Raw genomic sequence first — 22718 nt, 5'->3', positions numbered from 1 at the left:
GCCGCGATCGTCACGTGCGGCCCGTCTTGCAACCCGTCTCTCTGCCTGTCACAGGGTGGCCGGAGGCACTACGAAGATCACCATACTCGTCGCGACCTGCAGCGCAAGGCTGCCGCTTCGGGGACCCCCTGGAACGCCGAAGAGCGACCACCCAGTTGGGTGATCGCTCTTCGGTGCGTCAGCGTTACAGCGCTTCTTGAGCGGCTGTCACAGCTTCACAGGAGTCCTCGGGGGACTCGTCGAGTTACTTGACCTCGACGGAGGCGCCGGCGCCCTTGAGGGACTCGGCAGCCTTCTCGGCGGCCTCCTTGGCGACCTTCTCGAGGACGGGCTTCGGAGCGCCGTCGACGAGGTCCTTGGCCTCCTTCAGGCCCAGCGAGGTGAGCTCACGCACGACCTTGATGACCTGGATCTTCTTCTCGCCGGCACCCGTGAGGATGACGTCGAACTCGTCCTGCTCCTCAGCGGCCTCGACGGCGACGGGGCCGACCGGGGCAGCGGCGACCGCGGCGGCGGCAGTGACGTCGAACTTCTCCTCGAAGGCCTTCACGAACTCGGAGAGCTCGATGAGGGTGAGGTTCTCGAACTGCGCGAGCAGCTCTTCCTGGGACAGCTTCGCCATGATGGCGTCCTTCCACTAATTCGGCAGGTGCCGGGATGTACTGGTGAGGCGGGCGTACTTTCGGCCCGCTACGACCGTCGCCTCAGGCGGCGGTCAATGCGCGAGCCGAATTACTCGGCACCGCCCTGCTCGGCCTGCTTGACACGAAGCGCCTCCGCGGTGCGGACGAACTTCGAGGGGAGCGCCTGGAAGAGACGAGCAGTCTGCGTCTGCTTGCCCTTGAAGGCACCCGCCAGCTTGGCGAGCAGAACCTCGCGGGACTCAAGGTCCGCAAGCTTCTTGATCTCGTCGGCGGACAGCGCCTTACCGTCAAGGACACCGCCCTTGATGACGAGGTTCGGGTTGTCCTTGGCAAAGTCACGAAGACCCTTCGCCGACACCACCGGGTCACCGGTGATGAAGGCGACCGCCGTCGGACCGTTGAACAGGTCGTCGAGCGTAGAGATCCCGGCCTCGTTGGCCGCAATCTTGGTCAGCGTGTTCTTCACCACGGCGTACTGGGCGTCTTCACCGAGCGAACGACGCAGCGTCTTGAGCTGCGCCACAGTGAGACCCCGGTACTCGGTCAGCACGGCGGCGTTCGAGCTGCGGAACTGGTCCGCGAGCTCGGCTACCGCGGCAGCCTTGTCGGGCCTTGCCATAGAGCGTCGGCCTCCTTCCGGGTGATGAGGACCGCTCAGAAGGGACTGACAAAACGAAACGCCCCGGCGCAAGCGCACGGGGCGTAGCTCAACCGGATTCCTCCGCACGCTGGGCGTGCGAACTCCGGGAACACATCCACGAACACCTACGCGGGTCGTCCGCAGTTTCAGCGGATCCTTCGGTCACCACGCCCTCTTGCGAGCACGAGGCAACGACCAGCGGTCTTTGGCTTCTCGAGGAGAGTACGTGAACGGGACGTCGCCAAGCAAATCCGGTCGGAGGGGTCAGCCCGACTGGGCGCCCTTCATCATCTCGGCGAGGTCGACGGTGTCCTTGGCGGGCGGAGCCGTCACCGTCACCGGCTTGTTGAAGTCGAGGAAGGTGATGGTCATGTCGAGCGGACCCTTGTCGGCGGTCCCGCGCATACGGAACTGCTTGGTGTGGTCGTCGCCGTCGACCCACATGTCCATCGTGATCGCGTCGACGCCCATCTTCGTGTACTGGTCGAGGGCCTTCTCCCGCTTCTCGCGCGTGGCCTTGTCCTCGCTCTTGAGCGACTTGCGGTACTCGTCGAGGGTGATCGACCCCTTGTAGTGCGTGGTCTTCACGCCGCCGACGGTCTCGGTCCCGACCTTCTTCACGTCCTTGGAGCCGGTGAGGAAGGTGGACTCGGTGGCCGGGTTCTTGTCGGCCTGTCCGCCTCCCAGCTGGCTCGCGTTCAGCTCCTTGTCCGCGCCCAGGGCGGACATGTCGAACTTGATCCAGCTCTTGCCGTCCATCTCCTTGGCGGCCTTGGCGCCCCCGCCTATGTACATCGCCTTGCCCACGAGCCGGATCTCGACCGGGCCGTCGGCGGCCTGGTCCTCGGCGGTCATCTTCATGCTCATGGCCAGCGGCTTCATGCTCATCGCCGCCTCGCCGCTGACGCGGCCCTCCCCCGGGACCTTGCCGGTCATCCGGTAGCGGAGCGAGGTGATGTCGTCGGTCTTCTTCGCCGCCTTCGCCACGGCCGCGGCGGGCGTGAGCGCGGGCGACTCCCCCGCGGCGTCCTTGGCGTCCTTCGTGCAGCCCACCGCTCCCCCGCCGAGGACCAGTGCCGCGAGGGCCGCGGCGGCCGCTCGGTGCCGTACCGGGTTGCGCACAGAAAGTCTCATGATTCCCCCCAAGGAACGGATGAGCGATTCACAGATTCGGCGCGAGCGTATCCGAAGGGACCCAAGTGATCATCTGAATTTCGCGGGACTCGGGAGGGGACGACGGGACTCGGGAGGCAGGCCGGCGCGGGACTCGGGAGGGGCCGAAACGAAGCTCGGGAGGAGGACGGCGGGGGCTCGGAAGCGGGGCGGCGGGGCGGGGCTCAGGCGCCGGGCGGCGGGCCGGTTCAGGAGCCGAGCGGCGGGGCCGGCTCAGGAGGTGATGCCGCCGGTCGCCCCCTGCGCCTTCAGCAGGTCCTTGAAGTCGGCGGTGTCGCCCGGCGGGGGCTCCTCGGCGGAGACCTTCGTCCCGTAGTCGCTGTAGTACGCCGTCGAGGTCATCGTGCCGCTCGTCAGCTCGCCCTTCTCCACCTTCTTGACCAGCAGGTTGTCGCCGTCGACCCAGATGTCGACCTTCTCGGTGCTGACACCGGCCGCGGTGAGCTGCTTCCTGAGGTCCGCGAGCTGGCTCGCGCTGAGGTTGGAGGACTTGGTCGCCAGGTCCGCGACGTCGACCGTGCCGGAGTAGTGCGTGGTCTGGCGGCCGCGCACGGTCTCCGCACCGACCTTCTCGACGTCACCGGAGGCCAGCAGGAGCTTCACCGACTGGTTCGGCGTGGTGTTCTGCATCTGGTCCTTGAGATACGCGCCCGAGCTGCCGCCGAACTTGGCGAGGTCGTCGTACCCGTACCGGATCCAGTGCTTGCCGCCCGCCTGCCCGGCGAACTTGTCGCTCATCCTCGCGTAGTAGGCGTCGGGCAGATAGCGGGCCTGCATCGAGGTGCTGCCCGTCTGGCGCATGGTGTCGGCGAGCGTGCCGCCCGTGTACGTGATGGTCATGGTGCCGGTGAGGCCGTCCGCCCAGCCCATGACGCCGTCGGCCTTCATGGACATCAGCGTGCCCATGGTGGTCGTGGACTCGACCTTGGCGGAGTCAGCGCCGTCGGTGGACTTCTCCGCGGAGCGCAGGGCGGCCAACGGGCTGACGTGCGTGGTGCCCTTGTGCCCGGCCTTGTCGTCCTTGCCCGAACTCCCTGAGGAATCCGAGGAGTTGCAGGCCGTCACCCCCGCCAGCGCGGCCGTCAGCACGATCGGGAGAGTCACACGGCGCACCATGGTGCTCTTCATTCGTCCCACCCCTATGCGAATTATGTGCACTGCACGCTAGCGCAGGCCACTGACACACGTGTCCGGATTCGCCCCGGGTCACTCGCCCGGAGAACGCCTCCGGGAATGGGGACGGGCCCCGCACCTCGAAAGGTTGCGGGGCCCGTTCAGATACGCGTGCGCGACGCGGTCACCGGGGTGAGCGGAAGGCTCAGACGGCGGCCGGGTCCTCCTCGACGAGGAGGTTGCGGGTGCGGTTCGAGTCGACGGGAACGCCGGGGCCGATCGTGGTGCTGATCGCGGCCTTCTTGATGTAGCGACCCTTGGCGGCCGACGGCTTCAGACGAAGGATCTCGTCGAGGGCCGCACCGTAGTTCTCCACCAGCTTGGCGTCGTCGAAGGACACCTTGCCGATGATGAAGTGCAGGTTCGAGTGCTTGTCGACGCGGAACTCGATCTTGCCACCCTTGATCTCGGTGACAGCCTTGGCGACGTCCGGGGTCACGGTGCCGGTCTTGGGGTTCGGCATGAGACCACGGGGACCGAGCACGCGGCCGAGGCGGCCGACCTTGCCCATGAGGTCCGGGGTGGCGACGACGGCGTCGAAGTCCAGACGGCCCTTCGACACCTCGTCGATGAGCTCGTCGGAGCCGACGATGTCGGCGCCTGCGGCGAGTGCGGCCTCGGCACGGTCACCGGTCGCGAAGACCAGGACCCGGGCGGTCTTACCGGTGCCGTGCGGGAGGTTCACGGTGCCACGGACCATCTGGTCGGCCTTGCGCGGGTCGACACCCAGGCGGAAGGCGACCTCGACGGTGCCGTCGAACTTGCTCGTGGAGGTCTCCTTGGCGAGACGGACGGCCTCGAGCGGGGCGTAGAGCTTCTCCCGGTCGATCTTGGCGTCCGCAGCGCGGAGAGACTTGCTGCGCTTGCTCACTACTGCTCCTGATGTGTTCTGAGGAGTCGTGGTACGGACCGAGCAGGCCCTGCCACGTGCGGCCGAAGCCGCATGGTTCCTACGAAGGTGGGTGTCAGCCCTCGACCGTGATGCCCATGGAACGGGCGGTGCCGGCGATGATCTTCGACGCGGCGTCCAGGTCGTTGGCGTTGAGGTCGGGCATCTTGGTCGTGGCGATCTCGCGGACCTGCGCCTGGGTGATCTTGGCGACCTTGGTCTTGTGCGGCTCGCCGGAGCCCTTCTCGACACCCGCGGCCTTGAGGATCATCTTCGCGGCCGGCGGAGTCTTGGTCACGAAGGTGAAGGAGCGGTCTTCGTAGACCGTGATCTCCACCGGGATGACCCAGCCACGCTGCGACTCGGTCGCGGCGTTGTAGGCCTTGCAGAACTCCATGATGTTGACGCCGTGCTGACCGAGCGCGGGGCCGACCGGCGGGGCCGGGTTCGCCGCACCGGCGTTGATCTGGAGCTTGATAAGCCCCGTGACCTTCTTCTTCTTGGGAGGCATTCCGGGTCCTCTTTCGTTTTCGCCTTCCTACGTCCGAGTCGCCCCGGACGGCTGCCTTCAACCGAGGTGATGATCCGGATGGAGGCATACCGCACAACGATAACGGGTATCTGTGCGCGGCTAAAAACCGAGCAGGTCAGACCGGCTGCGAGAGCCCGTCTGACCTGTTCGGAAGACGTACGTCCAGAAGGTGCTAGTTCTTCTGGATCTGGTCGAAGGAAAGCTCGACCGGAGTCTCGCGGCCGAAGATCTCGACGAGGCCCTTGACCTTCTTCGAGTCGGCGTTGATCTCGTTGATGGTGGCCTGCAGCGTGGCGAACGGGCCGTCGGTGACGGTGACCGAGTCGCCGACCTCGAAGTCCAGCACCTGGACCTCGAGCTTGCGCTGCGGGGCGGGCTTGCCCTCGGCCTCTGCGGCCTCGCGGGCGGCCTTCTCCTCGGCCTCCGGGGCGAGCATCTTGACGATCTCGTCCAGGGTCAGCGGGTACGGGTCGTAGGCGTTGCCCACGAAGCCGGTGACGCCGGGGGTGTTGCGGACGACGCCCCAGGACTCGTTCGTCAGGTCCATGCGGACCAGGACGTAGCCCGGGAGCTTGTTCTGCTTGATCGTCTTGCGCTCGCCGTTCTTGATCTGCGCGACCTCTTCCTGCGGCACCTCGGCCTGGAAGATGAAGTCCTCGACGTTCAGCGAGACGGCACGCTGCTCGAGGTTGGTCTTCACGCGGTTCTCGTAACCGGCGTACGTGTGGATGACGTACCACTCGCCGGGGAGCAGACGCAGTTCCTCGCGCAGGGCGGTGACGGGGTCGACGGGCTCGGCCTCGACTTCGGCTTCTTCGGCCTCTGCCTCGTCGGCGAGTGCCTCGGCGGGTACGGCCTGGTCCTCGACGTCTTCGACGTCCTCACCGGACTCGTCCTCGACGTGCAGGGCCGCGTCCTCGGCGGGCTCGCCGGCGGCGGCATCAGCAGCCTCGAACTCGTCCACGACGTCCGCTCCCTCGACGATCTCGAGCTCGTCGTCAACGGACTCGACCGACTCGCTGGCGTCGTTCAGGTTCGGGTCAGACACGGTGGCTGCTTCTTCCTGGATACATGGGGGTGGAACACGCGAAAGGGGCGCCGGTGACGGCGCCCTTCGCTCTCGGCTCAGCCGAAGACGTACTTGGCGGCGTGGTTGAGCCCATAGTCAATCACGGTCACCAGGCCGATCATGATGACGACAAACACAATCACCACTGTGGTGTACGTCGTCAGCTGATTGCGAGTCGGCCAGACGACCTTGCGGAGTTCCGCGACGATCTGGCGATAGAAGGTGGCGAGGCGCTTCAGCGGGCCCTTCTTGGCACGCTTACCACCCTTGCGGGCCTTCTTTTTGGACTCCGGCGCCTCGGCATCAGGCATGTCGATGGAGCCCACGGCGTCCGTCACTCGTCCTCACCTGATTCCGGGTCGTGGCCGTGCCGCGCCCGGTTGAGCCGCACGGCGGTGCATTGCGGTACGTATGTACATGCGCACACATCCTGGCGAAAGGTGTGTGTAGCAGGGCCGGAGGGACTTGAACCCCCAACCGCTGGTTTTGGAGACCAGTGCTCTACCAATTGAGCTACGACCCTTTGATTTCCCCCAACGTACCGCATCCGACCGGGTGCTCGGTGTGCACCGGTAAGGCGCGGCCGGTGAAGGCCAACGAGGTGAGAGTGTACGTGCTCCTGAGCCGGGCGTCGAACAGAAAGTGTCCGTACGGGCTTCCTCCGCTGAAGATCGACTGGTGGGGCCCGTGGATCCGGACGGATGTTCTGCCGTGTTCAGTCTGTGAAACCCGCGTGCCGGGGGCGTTTCCGGTCTGAAACGATGGGTGCCATGAGCCCTGCAACCCCTCCCACCGAGCGCCGGGTCTCCGCCCGAGTCGGCGCGATCTCCGAGTCCGCCACCCTCGCCGTGGACGCCAAGGCCAAGGCACTCAAGGCCGCCGGACGTCCGGTGATCGGTTTCGGCGCCGGTGAGCCCGACTTCCCGACCCCGGACTACATCGTCCAGGCCGCCATCGAGGCCTGCTCGAACCCCAAGTACCACCGCTACACGCCGGCCGGCGGGCTCCCCGAGCTGAAGGCCGCGATCGCCGCGAAGACCCTGCGCGACTCCGGCTACGAGGTGGAGGCCGCCCAGGTCCTGGTCACCAACGGCGGCAAGCAGGCCATCTACGAGGCCTTCGCCGCGATCCTCGACCCGGGCGACGAGGTCATCGTCCCCGCGCCTTACTGGACGACCTACCCGGAGTCCATCCGTCTCGCCGGCGGTGTCCCGGTGGACGTCGTCGCGGACGAGACCACCGGCTACCGCGTCTCGGTCGAGCAGCTGGAGGCCGCCCGCACCGAGAACACCAAGGTGCTGCTCTTCGTCTCCCCGTCCAACCCGACGGGCGCGGTCTACTCCCGCGAGCAGATCGAGGAGATCGGCCGCTGGGCCGCCGAGAAGGGCCTGTGGGTCCTGACCGACGAGATCTACGAGCACCTGGTCTACGGGGATGCGGAATTCCACTCCCTGCCCGTGGTGGTGCCCGAGCTGCGCGACAAGTGCATCGTCGTCAACGGCGTCGCCAAGACGTACGCGATGACCGGCTGGCGCGTCGGCTGGCTCATCGGCCCGAAGGACGTCGTCAAGGCCGCGACCAACCTGCAGTCGCACGCCACGTCGAACGTCTCGAACGTGGCCCAGGTCGCCGCGCTCGCCGCCGTCTCCGGCGACCTCACGGCCGTGGCGAAGATGCGCGAGGCCTTCGACCGCCGCCGCAAGACCATCGTGCGCATGCTGAACGAGATCGACGGCGTGCTCTGCCCCGAGCCCGAGGGCGCCTTCTACGCGTACCCCTCGGTGAAGGGACTCCTCGGCAAGGAGATCCGCGGCAAGCGCCCCAAGGACACGGTCGAGCTGGCCGCGCTCATCCTGGAGGAGGCCGAGGTCGCGGTCGTTCCGGGCGAGGCCTTCGGCACGCCGGGCTATCTGCGCCTGTCGTACGCCCTCGGTGACGAGGACCTCGTCGAGGGCGTCAGCCGGATCCAGAAGCTGCTGGCCGAGGCGAGGGACTGACCTCCTCCGTTCTCTCTCGCCCTTCGGGGCACCGGTGACGTCTTCGCGCTCCACGCGCGCGTAACGGGGGCCGGCCACTCACGGGAGTGGTCGGCCCCCGTTCGTTCGTTCGAGCAAGCCTCCGATCAGCGAAAGCGCTACCGGCACGACATGCGCGTACGGCAGGATCCATGGATGGAGCGCGTACGTGATGTGAGTGAACTGCCGAAGGCCCATCTGCACCTGCACTTCACCGGGTCGATGCGGCACACCACCCTGCTGGAACTGGCCGACAAGCACGGGATCCATCTGCCCGATGCGCTGACCGGCGCCGAACCGCCGAAGCTGCGGGCGACCGACGAGCGCGGCTGGTTCCGCTTCCAGCGCCTGTACGACGCGGCGCGGTCGTGCCTGAGAGACCCCGAGGACATCCAGCGCCTGGTGCGCGAGGCCGCCGAGGAGGATCTGAAGGACGGCTCCGGGTGGCTGGAGATCCAGGTCGACCCGACGTCGTACGCCCCTCGCCTCGGCGGGTTGATCCCGGCCCTGGAGATCATCCTGGACGCGGTCGACTCGGCCGTGCGGGAGACCGGACTCGGGATGCGCGTCCTGGTGGCCGCGAACCGCATGAAGCACCCGCTGGACGCCCGCACACTGGCCCGGCTCGCCGTGCGCTACGCCGACCGGGGCATCGTCGGTTTCGGGCTCTCCAACGACGAGCGGCGGGGCATGGCGCGGGACTTCGACCGGGCCTTCGCCATCGCGCGCGAGGGCGGGCTGCTGTCCGCGCCGCACGGCGGCGAGCTGACCGGGCCAGCCTCGGTCCGCGACTGCCTGGACGACCTGCACGCCTCACGGATCGGCCACGGGGTGCGGGCCGCCGAGGACCCGCGGCTGCTGAAGCGTCTCGCGGACCGCGGGGTGACCTGCGAGGTCTGCCCCGCCTCGAACGTCGCCCTGGGCGTCTACGAGAAGCACGCCGACGTCCCCCTGCGCACTCTGTTCGAAGCCGGTGTGCCGATGGCCCTCGGAGCCGACGACCCGCTGCTCTTCGGTTCCCGGCTCGCCGCCCAGTACGAGATCGCCCGCCGCCACCACGCCTTCACGGACCCGGAACTGGCCGAGCTGGCACGGCAGTCCATCCGCGCCTCGGCCGCACCGGAGAACATCCGGGCGAAGCTGCTGGCCGGGGTCGACGACTGGCTGACCTCCTAGCCCCGGCCTCAGGCCCCCGCCGCCTCCGCCGCCTCCGCCGTGTTCCTGGGCTCGATCCCGGCGAGCAGAGTGCGGGCGAGCGCCGGCGCGAAGGTGTCCAGGGGCGGGGGCGCGCCCTCCTGGGTGGCGTCGTAGGCGAAGGCGCGCTGCGCACAGGCGCCGAGGAGGAGGGACGCGGCCGCGTAGGTGTCGACGTCCGGCTGGACACGCCCGGCCCGCTGTTCCGCCCGCAGATACGCGGCGACCCCCCGGATGGGTATGTGGGGGCCCGCGCCCATGGCGCGCATGGCCTCGTCGTGGCGGCGCTTGAGCTGCGTCTCCGCGTACAAGGAGGCGGCGATCGGGAAACTCTGCTCATAGAAGAGGGCGGCCCGGCGGGCGATCTCGGTGAGGTTCTCCTCCAGGGGGTGCTCCCCCGGTTCGGCCGTCAACCGCTCCAGAAGGGGCCCCAGCTTGGGCAGCCGCTCCTGAAGAACGCGGATGAACAGCTCTTCCTTGCTCGCGAAGTACTTGTAGAGCGCAGCCTCGGAGCAGCCGGCCGCCCTGGCGATCTCCTTCGTGGTGGCGCGGGAGAGGCCGAGGGTGAGCATGAGCTCGTGCGCCGCGTCGAGGATGCGGACCCTGGCCGGCTTCGACGGCGTGGACTCCGGGGCGGATTTCTGCTGCATGGGGCCCAAGGATTCCATGGCACATCCTCTCGGGGTTGACGGGTGGGTGAGTACTTACCCACTCTAGAAGGAGCACGGGTGAGTGAACACTCACCCACCCCATCTCCATCCATGCGGAGCAGGTCATGAAACTCACCGTTCTCGGTGCCACCGGAGGCATCGGCCAGGAGATCGTCCGCCAGGCCCTCGGCGCGGGTCACCAGGTCACGGCTGTGGTGCGGGATCCCGCGCGGCTCACCGTCACGGGCGCGGGTCTGGAGGTGTTCCGCGCGGATCTCACCGACCCGCGGGCGCTGCGCCCCGCCGTCGCGGCCCGGGACGCCGTCCTGTCCGGCCTCGGCGCCCGCAGCCGCAAGGACGCCGGGGTCGCGGCCCGGCTCACCCGTACGGTGCTGAGCGCCATGGAAGAGGAGCGGGTACGCCGGCTGCTGGTGGTCAGCGCGAGTCCGGTCGGCCCCGCCGCCGCGAACGACACCCTCGTCGACCGCGCCATGCGGAGCCTGATCTCCAGCATCCTGAAGGACATCTACGCCGACTTGCGGGAGACGGAAAACGAACTGGCGGCCAGTGCCACGGACTGGACCGCCGTCCGCCCGCCCCGGCTCCAGAACAAGCCGGTGACCGGCTCCTATCGCACGGCTGTGGGAGGTTTCCCGCCCAAGGGCCGCTTCATCGGGCGCGCCGACGTGGCCCACGCGATGCTGGCGATGATCGACGACCCGGGGACGGTCAAGCAGGGCGTGGGCGTCGCCTACTAGGGCGCGCCCTACCTGTGCCGGGAGTTCTTCACAGCCCCTCGGGGCCTCTCAGAGGCCGGCGTTCACCGTCACCGGCTCGTTGACCAGGGTGATCCCGAAGGCGTCGTGGACACCGGCGACGACTTCGCGAGCCAGCGCGAGGAGGTCTTCGGTGGTGGCCCCGCCCCGGTTGGTGAGGGCCAGCGTGTGCTTGGTGGAGATGCGGGCGGGCCCGGTTCCGTAGCCCTTGGTGAAGCCCGACTTGTCGATCAGCCAGGCCGCGGAGGTCTTGATGTGACCCTCGCCGGCCGCGTACGCCGGCGGTACGGCGTCGGCGCCGAGCCGCTCCTTCACGCGCGCGTGGAACGCCGCGAACGCCTCGTCCGTGAGGATCGGGTTGGTGAAGAACGACCCGGCCGACCAGGTGTCGTGGTCCTCGGGGTCGAGCACCATGCCTTTACCGGCACGCAGCTTCAGGACGGTCTCGCGGGCGGCGCCGAGGGGCACCCGGTCGCCGGGCTCCACACCGAGCGCGCGGGCCGTCTCGGCGTACTTGACCGGCGCCGACAGTCCCTGCGCGTCCTCCAGCTCGAAGCGCACGCGCAGCACCACATGGCGCTCGGGCTCGGCCTTGAAACGGCTGTGCCGGTACGAGAAGGCGCACTCCGCGTTCGTCAGCGTGACCGTTTCCCGCGTCTTCCGGTCATAGGCGATCACTTCGGTGATCGTCGACGACACTTCCTGACCGTACGCGCCCACGTTCTGAATCGGTGTCGCGCCCGCGGAGCCGGGGATGCCGGCGAGGCACTCGATCCCGGCGAGCCCGGCCTCGACGGTGCGGGCGACCGCGTCGGTCCACACCTCGCCCGCGGCCAGCTCCAGCCTCGTACCGTCGAGCGAGAAGCCCTCGGTGGCGATACGCAGGGCGGTCCCGGCGAAGCCCTTGTCGCCGATGACCAGGTTCGATCCGCCGCCGATGAGCAGCAGCGGCGTACCGGCGTCGTCGGCCTCGCGCACGGCGGCGATCACGTCGGCGTCGGTCGTGGCGGTGATCAGCCGGGCGGCCGGGCCGCCGAGCCGGAAGGTGGTCAGCGGGGCGAGGGGGGCATCGTGGAGTTCCTGCACGGGCTCAAGACTACGAGAAGGGCCGGGGGCGCCCGGCCACCGGTGCGTTCCGGACAGGCGAACGGCCCCGCCGGTGGGCGGGGCCGCTCTCTTTTCCAGGGCTCGATCGAAACGACCGTCCTGGGGGCTCGGTCGAAGCGATGCCGATCGGCGCTTCGCTCCGGGCGTCAGCGAGAGGCGGTTTCGAGCGAGGCGGTCGCGGGCCGGTCGCCTTCGAACGGATCGGCTTCGACCGGATCGGCTTCGACCGGATCGGCTTCGCTCAGGTCGCTTTCGAGGGCGTGCGCCGAGGGCTCGACGGTCCGGGTACGCGCCGCACGCCGGGCGGACGGGATGAGCAGGGCCGCGATGCCCGCGAGGGCGACGACCGAGGCGCCGACCACGAGCGCGGGCCGCAGGCCGTCGATGAAGCTCTCCGCGGTCGCGTAGCCGCCCTGCGCCGAGAAGATCGAGGACATCACCGCGATACCGAGCGCGCCGCCGACCTCGCGCAGCGCGTTGTTGGCGCCGGAGGCGATGCCCTGCTCCTGCGGCCGGACGCTGGACATGACCAGGTTGGAGGCCGGGGCGAAGTAGAGGGACATCCCGATACCGCTGATGATCAGTGCGGGCAGCTGAGAGGCGTACGAGGCGTCGGCGGCGACCACGGAGGCGTAGTACGCGAGCCCGGCGGCCTGGAGGAAGAGCCCGGTGGCGACGACGGGCCGCCCGCCGATGCGGTCCGAGAGGTAGCCGGCGATGGGCGCGACGAGCATCGGCATGCCGGTCCAGGGGAGCATCCGCAGCCCCGCCTCGGTGGGCGAGTAGCCGAGCACGCCCTGCATGTACTGGCTGAGCAGGAAGATCGAGCCGAACATCCCGAGGAACATCAGCAGGCTGGCCGCGTTGATCCCGGCGAAGGCACGGGAGCGGAAGAGCCGCATCGGGAGCATCGGGTTCTTGGCCCGGGTGCCGTGGACGACGAAACCGGTGAGCAGCGCGACACCCGCGAGGAGGCCGGTCAGGACGAACGGGCTGGTCCAGCCGTCGGCGGGCCCGCGGACCAGGCTGTAGACGATCCCGAAGAGGCCGCCGCTGGCGAGCAGGGTGCCCGGGAAGTCGAGCCGGGCGCCGGCGCCGAACGACTCGGACAGACGCAGCCGGGCGAGCGGGAGCACGACGAGGCCCAGCGGAACGTTCAGCCAGAAGATCCAGTGCCAGGAGACGTGTTCGGTGAGGCTGCCGCCGATGAGGGGACCCGAGGCGACCGCCAGTCCGTTGACGGCGCCCCATATCCCGTACGCCATCCCGCGCTTGGCGGCCGGAACCGCGGCCGTCAGCAGGGTCAGGGTCAGCGGCATCATGATCGCCGCGCCGACGCCCTGGATCGCGCGGGCGGCGATCAGCGAGTCGATACCGGGCGCCATGGCCGCGGCGGCGGAGGCACCGGTGAAGACGCTCAGGCCGACGAGGAAGAGCCTGCGGCGGCCGAACCGGTCGCCGAGCGCCGCGCCGAACATCAGCAGGACGGCGAAGGTGAGCGTGTAGGCGCTCACGGTCCATTCCAGGTCGTCCAGCCCTCCCCCGAGGTCCTTGCGGATGGAGGGCAGGGCGGTGGTGACGACGAGATTGTCGAGGGCCGCCATGAATCCGGCGACGCTGGTGATGACAAGGGCCCAACCGGCTCCGCCGCGACGCCCGGGTGATGCCGTGGCCGAATCCGCAGCCGATTCTTCGGCCGCCGGGGCCGGTCCCTCGGGCGATCCCGTGACCCCTGTCGGGGTGGGTGCCGCTGATCCGTTCTCTTCTGTCCGTGCCGTCCGCTGAGACATCGCTCCCCCAGAAGGTGATGTGATCGCTATCGGTGGTTAGTTATTGATGACTAACTTTTGCGCTCATGAAAAGGCGCCGAACTCCGCCCACGCCGTCCCGCTACTTCTCCAGCCGGCCCGTGACCCGCGCCGACGGATAGAGCCCTTCCCAGACCCGGTGCTCGGGCGGGAATCCCATCGCCACCAGGCAGTTGACGAGCATTCCGTACGCCATGAAGGTCGTGGTCTCGCCCACGTCGGCCCCGAGCGGCACGTGAACCGTGTCCCAGAGCCGCATCCAGCCGGCCCGGACCACCTCGCCCAGCTCGCGATCGCCGGCCTCCTCGGCGGCCGCCACCGCGACGTACGTCTGCATCTGCATGAGCAGCCGCTCCGGGTGCTCCGCGATGACCTTGATGTAGGCACTCGCCATGGCATGCAGGGCTTCTTCGCCCTCCAGCCCTTCGGCGGCCTCCTCGAAGGTATGCCGGGCGAGCTCCATGCAGTACTCGGCAGCCGCCAGGAAGATCGCCCTCTTGCCCGGGAAGAGCCGGAAGAGATACGGCTGCGACACACCCACGCGCTTGGCGATCGTCTCGGTGGACGTGCCGTAGTAGCCGCCATGAGCGAACTCGCTCATCGCCGCGCGAATGACGCTCTCGCGCCTCTCCTCTGCGCTCATCCTGACCATGCGACTAAGTTAGTACTCAATCACTAACTACGTCAAGGGGAGAGTCCGGGGCTTCTGGAGGAACGCGTAAGGGGCGCCCACAGTGGCGGGCGCCCCTTACTCCGTGACCTCGGGCACGTCGATGTCTCGGGTTCAGGCGAGCCGTACGACCGCTCGTGACATGCCCAGGACCTTCTGTCCGTCGCAGGTCGCCACGAGGTCGACGCGGACGGTGTTGTCGTCGAGCTTGGCCGCGACCTTGCCGCTGACCTCGATGGTCGCGCCCTTGTCGTCGTTCGGGACGACGACGGGCTTGGTGAAGCGGACGCCGTATTCGACGACGGAGCCCGGGTCACCCGCCCAGTCGGTGACCACGCGGATCGCCTCGGCCATGGTGAACATGCCGTGCGCGATGACGTCGGGAAGGCCCACCTCGACCGCGAACTTCTCGTTCCAGTGGATCGGGTTGAAGTCCCCGGAGGCTCCCGCGTACTGCACGAGCGTGGCACGCGTCACGGAAAACGCCCGGGCCGGCAGCTCGGTGCCGACCTCGACCTCCGCGTAGGAAATCTTCGCCGCCATGTCAGCCCACCTCCGCCGCGCGCGCCACAAGCTTCGTGACCGCCGTCACGACGTGCTCGCCCGCCTCGTCGTGGACCTCGCCACGGATGTCCAGGATGTCGTTGCCCGCGAGGGACTTGATCGACTCGATGGTCGAGGTGACCGTGAGCCGGTCACCCGCGCGCACCGGGCGGGTGTACGCGAACTTCTGGTCACCGTGCACCACCCGGTTGTAGTCGAGACCCAGTTGCGGGTCCTGGACGACCTGGCCCGCGGCCTTGAACGTGATGGCGAACACAAAGGTCGGCGGGGCGATCACATCGGGATGCCCGAGCGCCCGGGCGGCTTCGGGGTCCGTGTACGCGGGGTTGTCGTCCCCCACGGCTTCCGCGAACTCACGGATCTTCTCCCGGCCGACCTCGTAGGGGTCGGTGGGCGGGTAGGTCCGCCCCACGAAGGACTGGTCGAGCGCCATGGCTCGGAACCTCCTGGTTGTCTTCGCTGCACTGGTTGTCACAGCTGGACCGACCGTCTTGGCCGGACGGCCTATCTTCGCTCTAAACGCCGGGTCCACGTATGACGCCTGGTCGCGCGCCGGACATCGGGTCCACAACGACGCGAGGCCGCCCCCCGTGAAGGGGACGGCCTCGTGTACGAGCCTGAAACTAACGCGTTTCGCGGTGCGCGGTGTGCGCATTGCAACGCGGGCAGTGCTTCTTCATCTCCAGGCGATCCGGGTCGTTACGCCGGTTCTTCTTGGTGATGTAGTTCCGCTCCTTGCACTCCACGCAGGCCAGCGTGATCTTGGGGCGGACGTCGGTGGCAGCCACAGGAGTGCTCCTTGACGAACGGATGGGACATTAACGCATAGAAGAGTAGCCGATCGAAGGACCGACCCCACAATCGGCTACTGTCAGTAGCGGTGACCGGACTTGAACCGGTGACACAGCGATTATGAGCCGCTTGCTCTACCGACTGAGCTACACCGCTGAGATGCGATCGGGTCCCGCCTTGCGACGGGAACCTTTCGCACCAGAGCCCCAATACGGAATCGAACCGTAGACCTTCTCCTTACCATGGAGACGCTCTACCGACTGAGCTATTGGGGCGAGCGATGAAGACATTACACGGTCCGCCGCCGATCGCCCAAATCCGTTTCGCGGCACCCGCCCCGGCCTGTTCCCACGCCCTTCCCCGGGCGTTCCCAGAAGCCCTCACCGGCCCCTCCGGCCCCCTGGATCACACGGGGTGACGGGCACCTGGCCACCCCTGCGCACCTGCGGGGACGGGCACCGGGGTGGACGGGCGGACGAGGGGCGGGCAGACGAGAGAGCGGATTCCCGCACCGGGCGGTGAACGGCTGATCCCCGACCCGGCCCGCGGCGCCCGGGCCCCGCCCCGCCGACGGGCCACACCGGTACGACTATTGCGCTCCTCCCCGACGTTGACGGGTCGCCACCCTAGGCTCGACTCACGCTGCGTGATCTTGTGTCCCCACGCTCCGTAGTCGTCCCTCCCGCAGCCGCCCCCGAGCCCCAGGAGCGCGATGCCCGACAGTCAGCAGCAGCCGCCCCACTCCCCGTCGGGGCAGACCGACACGGCCGCTCTCCTGCTGTGCGGGGCGCGGCTCACCGACGGCCGATCCGTGGACGTACGGCTGGGCGGTGGGCGTATCGAGGCGGTCGGTACCGCCGGGAGCCTGGCGGCGGGAGCCTCGGGGGCTCTCGCCGCGAAGGTGGATCTCGACGGCTACCTCCTTCTGCCCGCCCCCGCCGAGGCCCACGCGCACAGCGACACCGCCCTGACCGCCGACGGCGACGGCCCACTCGCGTACGACGACCAGGAGATCCAGCGCCGGGCCACCGAGGCCGCGCTGCTGCAACTCGGCCACGGCGCCACGGCGTTGCGGTCCCATGTGCGCGTGGGCGACGTCCAGGGGCTGGACGCGCTCGCGGCCGTGCTTCAGGTGCGGCGGTCGTTGCGGGGGCTCGCGGAGCTCGCGACGGTGGCGATGCCGCGGGTACTGACCGGAGCGGCCGGCGCCGACGGGCTCGCGATGCTGCGGGACGCCCTGAAGATGGGCGCTTCCGTGGTGGGCGGCTGCCCGGACGCGGACCCCGATCCGACGGGGTATGTGGAGGCGGTCCTGGAGATCGCCTCCGAACACGGCTGTCCGGTCGATCTGCACACGGACGCCGCCGATCCCGCCCGGCTCGCCCGCCTCGCGGCGATGGCGGGCGGGCTGCGGCCCGGGGTGACGCTCGGCCCGTGCGGGGGGCTCGGCCGGCTGCCCGCCGAGGTGGCCTCCCGCGCCGCGGACCAACTCGCCGCGGCCGGAGTGACGGTGGTGTGCCTGCCGCAGGGCGGCTGCGGCTCGGCGGACCGGCGTGGCACGGCTCCCGTACGGCTGTTGCGGTCGGCCGGCGTACGGGTCGCGGCGGGCAGCGGCGCCCTGCGCGACGTGTCCAACCCGGTGGGACGCGGGGACCCGCTGGAGGCCGCCTACTTGCTGGCCTCCGGGTACGGGCTGCGCCCCGAGGACGCCTACGACGCGGTGAGTTGTACCGCCCGAGCCGCCCTCGGGTTGCCCGAGGTGCGCGTGGAGGCCGGATTCCCGGCCGAGTTGCTCGCCGTACGCGGGGACCGGCTCGCGGGTGCGCTGTCCCTCTCGTACAGCCGGATCGTGGTGCACCGCGGGCGCGTGGTGGCGCGGACCAACGCGGTGCGGGAGTACTGCAACTCGGAGGCCGCTTCGGGGCCGGAGCTGCCCCGGCAAGGGCGGGGAGAGCCGTCGTAGCGCCGGCGAAGCGGGTCCGGCGGTCTCACACGGCAGGAGATGACGGCCCGCGCGCGTGAGAGGTCGTCGTACGCCCTCCACGCGCGCGTGGAGGGCGTATCCAGAACTCGCCGCGCGCTGGGTGATTCGAACCCGCCGCGCGCATGCGGGTCGGTCCTAGAACTCGCCGCCGCCCAGGAAGGCACCGCCAAGCGCGCCGCCCCCGGGAACCTTGTCCACGGGCATCTCGGTGGCCCCCGACGGCGCGCTGATGTCGCCCGCCCGGGAGAACTTCAGGACGAGCGGCAGCTTGGCCTTCTTCGGGCCGTCGGCGAGGACGGACAGGTCGACCCTGATCTGCCGGAGGTCGCCGTTCTTCAGCGTGAAGTCGACGGCGACCTTCTTGTTCGGAGCGTCCTTGAGGTCCTTGGCCGAGGGGAGTTCCGCACCCTCCGGCAGCTCGTCCTGCAGCGGCCGGAGCTTGTCGAAGACGCCGGTGAGCAGGTCACGGAAGTTGCCCGTGGCGACGACGTGCTCGACGCCGTCGGCGCCGTTCTTGGTCCGGAAGGTGACCTCGTGGGCGATGACACGGCTTACGGCGTCGAGGATCTTCTTCTGGGTCTTGGCGTCGATGTCGTCGGCACCGTCCCCCTTCGAGGCGCCTCCGGCGGCCTTCTGGGCCTTCTGGGCCTTCTCCAGCTTCTTGGTGTCGACCTTCACCCAGTCGCCTTCGAGGACCTTCCTCATCTCCTTCTCGCCGGCGGGGAGATCGTCGGCCGACGGCATGGGAACGCCCATCGCGGCACCGACGGCCTTCATGTCGGCGCGGTAGTACGTGAAGTCGCCGACGACCCGGTACTCGACCAGGACCCCGTCGCTCCCCGTGATCTTCATGCTCGTCCCGATGATGTCCTTCTCGCCCGAATCCGCCAGCGGCTTCTTGGACTTGACGGAGACATCGACGCGCAGCCCGCTGAAGAACTTCGCGGCCTCCGGCGGAAGGGCCTCGTCAGGACCGGCCTCGCCCGCCAGCGCGTTGATCGCGTCGGCGTCGGCGTCGAGGTCCAACTGGAAGGCGAGGGACTTCTGTTCGCCGAGCCGGTCGACGGCGTGGTCCACCTTCTGCCCGGCTGTGAGGTTCTGGACCGTGCCGCAGGCGGCCGCCGTGGCGAGCAGGACAGCGGTGCAGCCGGCCGCGGTGACGGTCTTGCGTATGGCGGTGATGATGGTCTCCTCTATGACGCCGTACGAGCCCGCACGGCGTTCCTTCGTTCGCGTGTTCACTCGCTCTCGCGGTGACACTCGTACGTCCACAGTGATCACCCATGTGACTCACGAGTTGCCCACAGGGTTGTGCGGCGAACGCGCTCATCCGGGCGTACGGTCGGAAACATGCGCATTGTCATCGCTGGTGGTCATGGTCAGATCGCGCTGCGGCTGGAGCGGCTGCTCTCCTCGCGCGGGGACGAGGTCGCGGGGATCATCCGCCGCGCCGAACAGGGCGACGATCTGCGGGCTGCCGGTGCCGAGCCGGTCCTGTGCGATCTGGAGTCGGCGTCGGTGGAGGAGGTCGCCGCGCATCTGCAGGGCGCGGGCGCGGCCGTCTTCGCGGCGGGCGCGGGTCCGGGCAGCGGGGTGGACCGCAAGGAGACGGTGGACAAGGGCGCCGCGATCCTGTTCGCGGACGCCGCGGCGCGCGCGGGCGTACGCCGGCACGTGGTCGTCTCCTCGATGGGCGCGGACCCTGCCCACCCGGGCGACGACGTCTTCGACGCGTATCTGCGCGCCAAGGGCGAGGCCGACGAGTACGTACGCGGTCGTACGGGCCTGGACTGGACGATTCTGCGTCCCGGAGGCTTGATCGACGACGCCGGGACCGGCCTGGTACGCCTGGAGGCCTCCACCGGGCGCGGCATGATCCCCCGCGACGACGTCGCCGCCATCCTCGCGGAACTGGTCGACACCCCCGCCACGAACGGTCTGACCCTGGAAGCGGTCAGCGGCTCGACACCGATCTCGGTGGCGGTGAAGTCGGTGGCGGGAAACTAGGACCCGACCCTTTTGGTGGACCGGTTCAGAACAACGGGAGCTGGCCGGGGAATTCCGGGACGGTATAGCCGTCCAGCGCGGGCTGGGCCGCCCCGAGATGCGCCTGCCGGCGCGAACCGGGGCACGAGATCAGTTCCCCGCTCCCCCGCACGCCGCGCGGATCGTGCCGAGCGAACCGGCCCGCGACGACAGCGATCTCCCGACGGCACTCGGGGCAGTTCCTGCGACGCGATGACATGGGATCAGTGTGCCCCGTGGGTGCCGGATCCCATCGGCCCGCCCGTCGTCGGCCGTTCGGTGCGCACGTCGTCGGCCGTTCGGCCCGCCCGCCGTCTGCCGTTCGCCGTCTCGCTCCTGGTTTCCGGACCCGCGCAGGGCACAGGCACGCGCCGCCCTTGGGGCGCGGCCCGCCTCCGGTCTCAGCCCCGCCGGCCACGCCACAACCCGGGCCGGCGGGTGGGGCCGACGCGCCACCGAGGCCGACGCACCCGGCTTCGAACCGGCTGGAAACCCGTCCGTTCCTCCACTCCGGCGCACCCCCGGAACCGAGGATGCGACGGGGTAGGTGACGTCCGGCCCCATGCCCTATAGATTCCCGGCACCCGGCAGGTAAAGTCCGGCCACCTTCCTGAAGAGAACATCCGTACCCACCGGGCTTCCGGCCCCTCGGCCATCCGATCGCGCCGGGCAACGAGTCCGTGCCCGAGGATGTTTGAGCTGTCTGGAGCCCGCGAAGTGTCAGCATCGCCCTTGCCCGCTCGGTTGCGCACCGCAGCGATACGTCTCCTCCTCCCCACGGTGCTCGCCCTGTCGTTCGCCGTTCAAGCAGTGGGTGCTCTCCTCCCCAGCGTCCCCCTGCTCGTGGCCTCCGCCGCTGTCGGGCTGGCGGCGGACAGCGCACTGCACCGGTGGCAGCGGAACACGGCAACCGCCCTCGGGAAGCTGCACGCCACCGTGTTCGTGCGCCAAGTCGTCCGGGACTTTCTGCTGGTGGCAGGACTGATCCGCATCGAGGACCAGGACTACGAGAAGCGGTACCTGGCTCTCGTCTGCGGTCTGCTGCTCTTCTACGCCCTGCATTTCGCGTGCCAGGCGCTCGCGATCGTCGTGCGCCGCACCCGCACCCTGCCCGTGGTGACCCGGAACATCGACGCCTCGCCCCTGCGGTTGAGCCCCGCTCTCCCGGAGCTGCTGCTGATGCAGCGCGCCGGGCAGCGGCTCCTCACGCTCGGTCTGCCCTCGACGGCCGGTCTGCTGATCACCGCGGCGACCGGCTCGGCCCGGTGGGCCGCCGCGGGAATCGCCCTGTCCGCCGCCTTCGGGGCGGTGGCGCTCGGCATGCTGCTGCTGCGGCTGCTGCCGGCACGCAGGCCGGTGACGAGCGAGCAGGCGCTGGAATGGTTCGAGGCCTGGCTCGCCGAGTACCGGCCGACCGTGGGCATGTACTTCTCCGGCGGCACGAGCTCGGCCTATCAGGCGAACATGTGGCTGGAGCCGCTGGCCCGGATCGAGGGCCGTCCGCTGATCGTGCTGCGTGAACGCTTCATGGTGAAGCACATCGCCTCCACCGACATCCCGATCGTGTGTCTGCCGAGGGTCGCCGACCTGATGAGGCTGGAGCACTCCACGCTGAAGATGCTGATCCACCCGTCGAACTCGGGGAAGACCTCGCAGGTGCTGCGGATCCCCACCATCAAGCACGCGTTCGTCAACCACGGCGAGAGCGACAAGCTGTCGAGCTGCAATCCGTACGCGAAGGCGTACGACGAGGTGTGGGTGGCCGGTCCCGCGGCGCGCGAGCGGTACGCCCTGGCGGACGTGGGGATCGACGACAGGGACGTCGTGGAGATCGGACGCCCTCAGCTGGAGACGATCGAGCCGTACGCCGGTGCTCCCGCGGGCCCGTACACCACGGTTCTCTACGCTCCCACCTGGGAGGGCTGGGACGGCAACCCGGGCAACACCTCGATCATCGAGGCCGGCGAGAACATGGTCCGCGCCCTCCTGGCCGATCCGGGGGTCCGGCTCCTGTACAAGCCGCACCCGTTGACCGGCTCGGTCGAACCCCGCGCGGGAGCCGCGGACGCCCGGATCCAGGAGATGATCCGCGCCGCGAACCCTCGCCGTGCCGCGGAACACCCCGCTGAGGGACCCGCGCCCGCCGCGGCTGCCGAACTGGCCCACCGCACCGCCGAACTCGACCGGCTGACCACGTCCTCGTTCCGGGCGAGCGCGGACGACGTGGAGCGGATGCTGCTGCAGACGGTCTCCGGACCCGATCGTGCCGCGGCGGTGGCCGCCGCTACCGCCGCCTGGGAGGCCGCGTACTGGGCCTCGTTCCCCGCGTGGGAGCACCAGATCGTCGTCGGGGCGCGGCCGACCGTCTATGCCTGCTTCAACGTCGCCGATCTGCTGGTCAGCGATGTCTCCAGCGTCATCTCCGACTATCTGGCGAGCGAGAAGCCCTACGCCGTCGCCAACACCAGCGGCCTCTGCGAGCAGGACTTCCGCGACGCCTTCCCCACCGTCCGGGCAGGCGCCGTCCTCACGTCGGACGGCTCCGGCATACCGGCCCTGCTGGAGTCCGTACGCCACCCCGAGAAGGACACCTACGCCGAGGCCCGCAGCGAACTCAAGCTGCATCTGCTGGGCCCCTCCGACCCGCCGTCCGTCGCCCGCTTCAACGAGGCTGCCCGTGCGCTGTGCGCGGCGGCCGACCAACACCGGGCGGGTATGGCGGCACGAGCGCTCCCGGTCATCCCGACACAGCGGAACGCCAGGTCGACGCTGGACAGCGAACGCGTCAAGGGCTGAGGCCTCGGGGCGTGTACCCCGGTGACCCCGGAGGAGGCGGCCGCCGCACGGTCTGTGCGGCGGCCGCCTGCTCCAAGATCTACAGGCCGCGTGAGGTGATCCGCCTGGCCTGGTTCTTGTCCGGCCTGCCGCCCAGCTGCCCCCAGGCACCCCACCGACCGCCACCGAGCTGACCGCCGTGGCGGAACACGGGCTACGCGGCCTGACGGGGGTCACG

General features: G+C 69.3%; 23 protein-coding genes and 3 tRNA genes. 6 read left to right on the top strand and 20 right to left on the bottom strand.

Annotated elements, in window-relative coordinates:
• Positions 1 to 244 precede the first annotated feature (244 nt).
• The 9 genes from rplL to ABZX90_RS23355 all read right to left on the bottom strand — a co-directional run bounded on the left by rplL (position 245) and on the right by ABZX90_RS23355 (position 6643).
• Positions 245 to 622 carry a 50S ribosomal protein L7/L12 gene (gene rplL, locus ABZX90_RS23395; protein WP_326786080.1) on the bottom strand — a complete coding sequence of 126 codons (378 nt, stop codon included), beginning with the start codon at positions 620 to 622 and terminating at the stop codon, positions 245 to 247.
• A gap of 110 nt (positions 623 to 732) precedes the next feature.
• Positions 733 to 1263, bottom strand: a complete 531-nt coding sequence (gene rplJ, locus ABZX90_RS23390) for a 50S ribosomal protein L10 (RefSeq protein ID WP_153289132.1) — start codon at positions 1261 to 1263, stop codon at positions 733 to 735.
• Between the two features lie 285 nt (positions 1264 to 1548).
• Positions 1549 to 2418 (bottom strand): DUF1396 domain-containing protein, encoded by an 870-nt coding sequence (locus ABZX90_RS23385; protein WP_351126480.1) that lies wholly within the window; start codon positions 2416 to 2418, stop codon positions 1549 to 1551.
• A 252-nt stretch (positions 2419 to 2670) separates the two neighbouring features.
• On the bottom strand, positions 2671 to 3585 hold the full coding sequence (locus tag ABZX90_RS23380) for a hypothetical protein (RefSeq protein ID WP_351126478.1): 915 nt from the start codon (positions 3583 to 3585) through the stop codon (positions 2671 to 2673).
• Between the two features lie 190 nt (positions 3586 to 3775).
• The gene (gene rplA / locus ABZX90_RS23375; RefSeq protein ID WP_351126476.1) at positions 3776 to 4501 is read right to left on the bottom strand and encodes a 50S ribosomal protein L1; all 726 of its coding nucleotides are present in this window, start codon (positions 4499 to 4501) and stop codon (positions 3776 to 3778) included.
• Positions 4502 to 4595: 94 nt separating this feature from the next.
• Positions 4596 to 5030 (bottom strand): 50S ribosomal protein L11, encoded by a 435-nt coding sequence (gene rplK, locus ABZX90_RS23370; RefSeq protein WP_266761707.1) that lies wholly within the window; start codon positions 5028 to 5030, stop codon positions 4596 to 4598.
• A 193-nt stretch (positions 5031 to 5223) separates the two neighbouring features.
• Positions 5224 to 6099: a transcription termination/antitermination protein NusG gene (nusG, locus tag ABZX90_RS23365; RefSeq protein WP_355207641.1), complete on the bottom strand. Its 876-nt coding sequence runs from the start codon at positions 6097 to 6099 to the stop codon at positions 5224 to 5226.
• Between the two features lie 77 nt (positions 6100 to 6176).
• The gene (gene secE, locus ABZX90_RS23360) at positions 6177 to 6458 is read right to left on the bottom strand and encodes a preprotein translocase subunit SecE (protein WP_153289137.1); all 282 of its coding nucleotides are present in this window, start codon (positions 6456 to 6458) and stop codon (positions 6177 to 6179) included.
• A 112-nt stretch (positions 6459 to 6570) separates the two neighbouring features.
• Positions 6571 to 6643: transfer RNA gene (locus ABZX90_RS23355), tRNA-Trp, on the bottom strand.
• Positions 6644 to 6890: 247 nt separating this feature from the next.
• Here ABZX90_RS23355 and ABZX90_RS23350 point away from each other — a divergent pair.
• Both ABZX90_RS23350 and ABZX90_RS23345 read left to right on the top strand, forming a co-directional pair.
• A complete protein-coding gene (locus ABZX90_RS23350; protein ID WP_351126471.1) occupies positions 6891 to 8117 on the top strand; it encodes a pyridoxal phosphate-dependent aminotransferase in 1227 nt (408 codons plus the stop codon).
• Between the two features lie 174 nt (positions 8118 to 8291).
• Positions 8292 to 9311, top strand: coding sequence for an adenosine deaminase (locus ABZX90_RS23345; RefSeq protein WP_351126469.1), 1020 nt, complete (start codon positions 8292 to 8294; stop codon positions 9309 to 9311).
• Positions 9312 to 9319: 8 nt separating this feature from the next.
• On the opposite strand, the gene ABZX90_RS23340 is transcribed toward ABZX90_RS23345, so the two are convergent.
• Positions 9320 to 9997: a TetR/AcrR family transcriptional regulator gene (locus ABZX90_RS23340; protein ID WP_355207636.1), complete on the bottom strand. Its 678-nt coding sequence runs from the start codon at positions 9995 to 9997 to the stop codon at positions 9320 to 9322.
• Between the two features lie 107 nt (positions 9998 to 10104).
• On the opposite strand from ABZX90_RS23340, the gene ABZX90_RS23335 reads away from it, so the two are divergent.
• On the top strand, positions 10105 to 10737 hold the full coding sequence (locus tag ABZX90_RS23335; protein WP_351126465.1) for an NAD(P)H-binding protein: 633 nt from the start codon (positions 10105 to 10107) through the stop codon (positions 10735 to 10737).
• 48 nt (positions 10738 to 10785) lie between these two features.
• Here the strand turns inward: ABZX90_RS23335 and ABZX90_RS23330 are convergent, their stop codons facing one another.
• The 8 genes from ABZX90_RS23330 to ABZX90_RS23295 form a co-directional block, all read right to left on the bottom strand.
• A complete protein-coding gene (locus ABZX90_RS23330; protein ID WP_355207632.1) occupies positions 10786 to 11841 on the bottom strand; it encodes a UDP-N-acetylmuramate dehydrogenase in 1056 nt (351 codons plus the stop codon).
• A 167-nt stretch (positions 11842 to 12008) separates the two neighbouring features.
• A complete protein-coding gene (locus ABZX90_RS23325) occupies positions 12009 to 13487 on the bottom strand; it encodes a DHA2 family efflux MFS transporter permease subunit (protein ID WP_351126648.1) in 1479 nt (492 codons plus the stop codon).
• A 265-nt stretch (positions 13488 to 13752) separates the two neighbouring features.
• Positions 13753 to 14322 carry a helix-turn-helix domain-containing protein gene (locus ABZX90_RS23320; RefSeq protein ID WP_351126462.1) on the bottom strand — a complete coding sequence of 190 codons (570 nt, stop codon included), beginning with the start codon at positions 14320 to 14322 and terminating at the stop codon, positions 13753 to 13755.
• 132 nt (positions 14323 to 14454) lie between these two features.
• The gene (locus ABZX90_RS23315) at positions 14455 to 14883 is read right to left on the bottom strand and encodes a MaoC family dehydratase (protein WP_351126460.1); all 429 of its coding nucleotides are present in this window, start codon (positions 14881 to 14883) and stop codon (positions 14455 to 14457) included.
• A gap of 1 nt (position 14884) precedes the next feature.
• Entirely contained in the window at positions 14885 to 15337 is a 453-nt protein-coding gene (locus ABZX90_RS23310) for a MaoC family dehydratase N-terminal domain-containing protein (protein ID WP_355207628.1), read from the bottom strand.
• A 190-nt stretch (positions 15338 to 15527) separates the two neighbouring features.
• On the bottom strand, positions 15528 to 15692 hold the full coding sequence (gene rpmG, locus ABZX90_RS23305; protein ID WP_004571794.1) for a 50S ribosomal protein L33: 165 nt from the start codon (positions 15690 to 15692) through the stop codon (positions 15528 to 15530).
• Between the two features lie 87 nt (positions 15693 to 15779).
• A tRNA-Met gene (locus tag ABZX90_RS23300) sits at positions 15780 to 15852 on the bottom strand.
• A gap of 46 nt (positions 15853 to 15898) precedes the next feature.
• A tRNA-Thr gene (locus ABZX90_RS23295) sits at positions 15899 to 15971 on the bottom strand.
• Positions 15972 to 16408: 437 nt separating this feature from the next.
• Here ABZX90_RS23295 and ABZX90_RS23290 point away from each other — a divergent pair.
• Positions 16409 to 17659, top strand: coding sequence for an amidohydrolase family protein (locus ABZX90_RS23290; RefSeq protein ID WP_355207625.1), 1251 nt, complete (start codon positions 16409 to 16411; stop codon positions 17657 to 17659).
• Positions 17660 to 17815: 156 nt separating this feature from the next.
• On the opposite strand, the gene ABZX90_RS23285 is transcribed toward ABZX90_RS23290, so the two are convergent.
• A complete protein-coding gene (locus ABZX90_RS23285; RefSeq protein WP_355207622.1) occupies positions 17816 to 18922 on the bottom strand; it encodes a hypothetical protein in 1107 nt (368 codons plus the stop codon).
• A 108-nt stretch (positions 18923 to 19030) separates the two neighbouring features.
• On the opposite strand from ABZX90_RS23285, the gene ABZX90_RS23280 reads away from it, so the two are divergent.
• Complete coding sequence (locus ABZX90_RS23280; RefSeq protein ID WP_351126451.1) at positions 19031 to 19687, top strand: NAD(P)H-binding protein; 657 nt, start codon at positions 19031 to 19033, stop codon at positions 19685 to 19687.
• Between the two features lie 25 nt (positions 19688 to 19712).
• Here the strand turns inward: ABZX90_RS23280 and ABZX90_RS23275 are convergent, their stop codons facing one another.
• Positions 19713 to 19925: a hypothetical protein gene (locus ABZX90_RS23275; RefSeq protein WP_355207619.1), complete on the bottom strand. Its 213-nt coding sequence runs from the start codon at positions 19923 to 19925 to the stop codon at positions 19713 to 19715.
• A gap of 497 nt (positions 19926 to 20422) precedes the next feature.
• Here ABZX90_RS23275 and ABZX90_RS23270 point away from each other — a divergent pair, with 497 nt between their 5' ends.
• Positions 20423 to 22501 (top strand): hypothetical protein, encoded by a 2079-nt coding sequence (locus ABZX90_RS23270; RefSeq protein WP_355207616.1) that lies wholly within the window; start codon positions 20423 to 20425, stop codon positions 22499 to 22501.
• Positions 22502 to 22718 lie beyond the last annotated feature (217 nt).

The sequence above is a fragment of the Streptomyces sp. NPDC002935 genome (genome assembly GCF_040611295.1).
GTDB lineage: Bacteria > Actinomycetota > Actinomycetes > Streptomycetales > Streptomycetaceae > Streptomyces.
The sequence above is the reverse complement of the archived record's forward strand: the minus strand, read 5'-3'. Positions and strand labels throughout refer to the sequence as shown.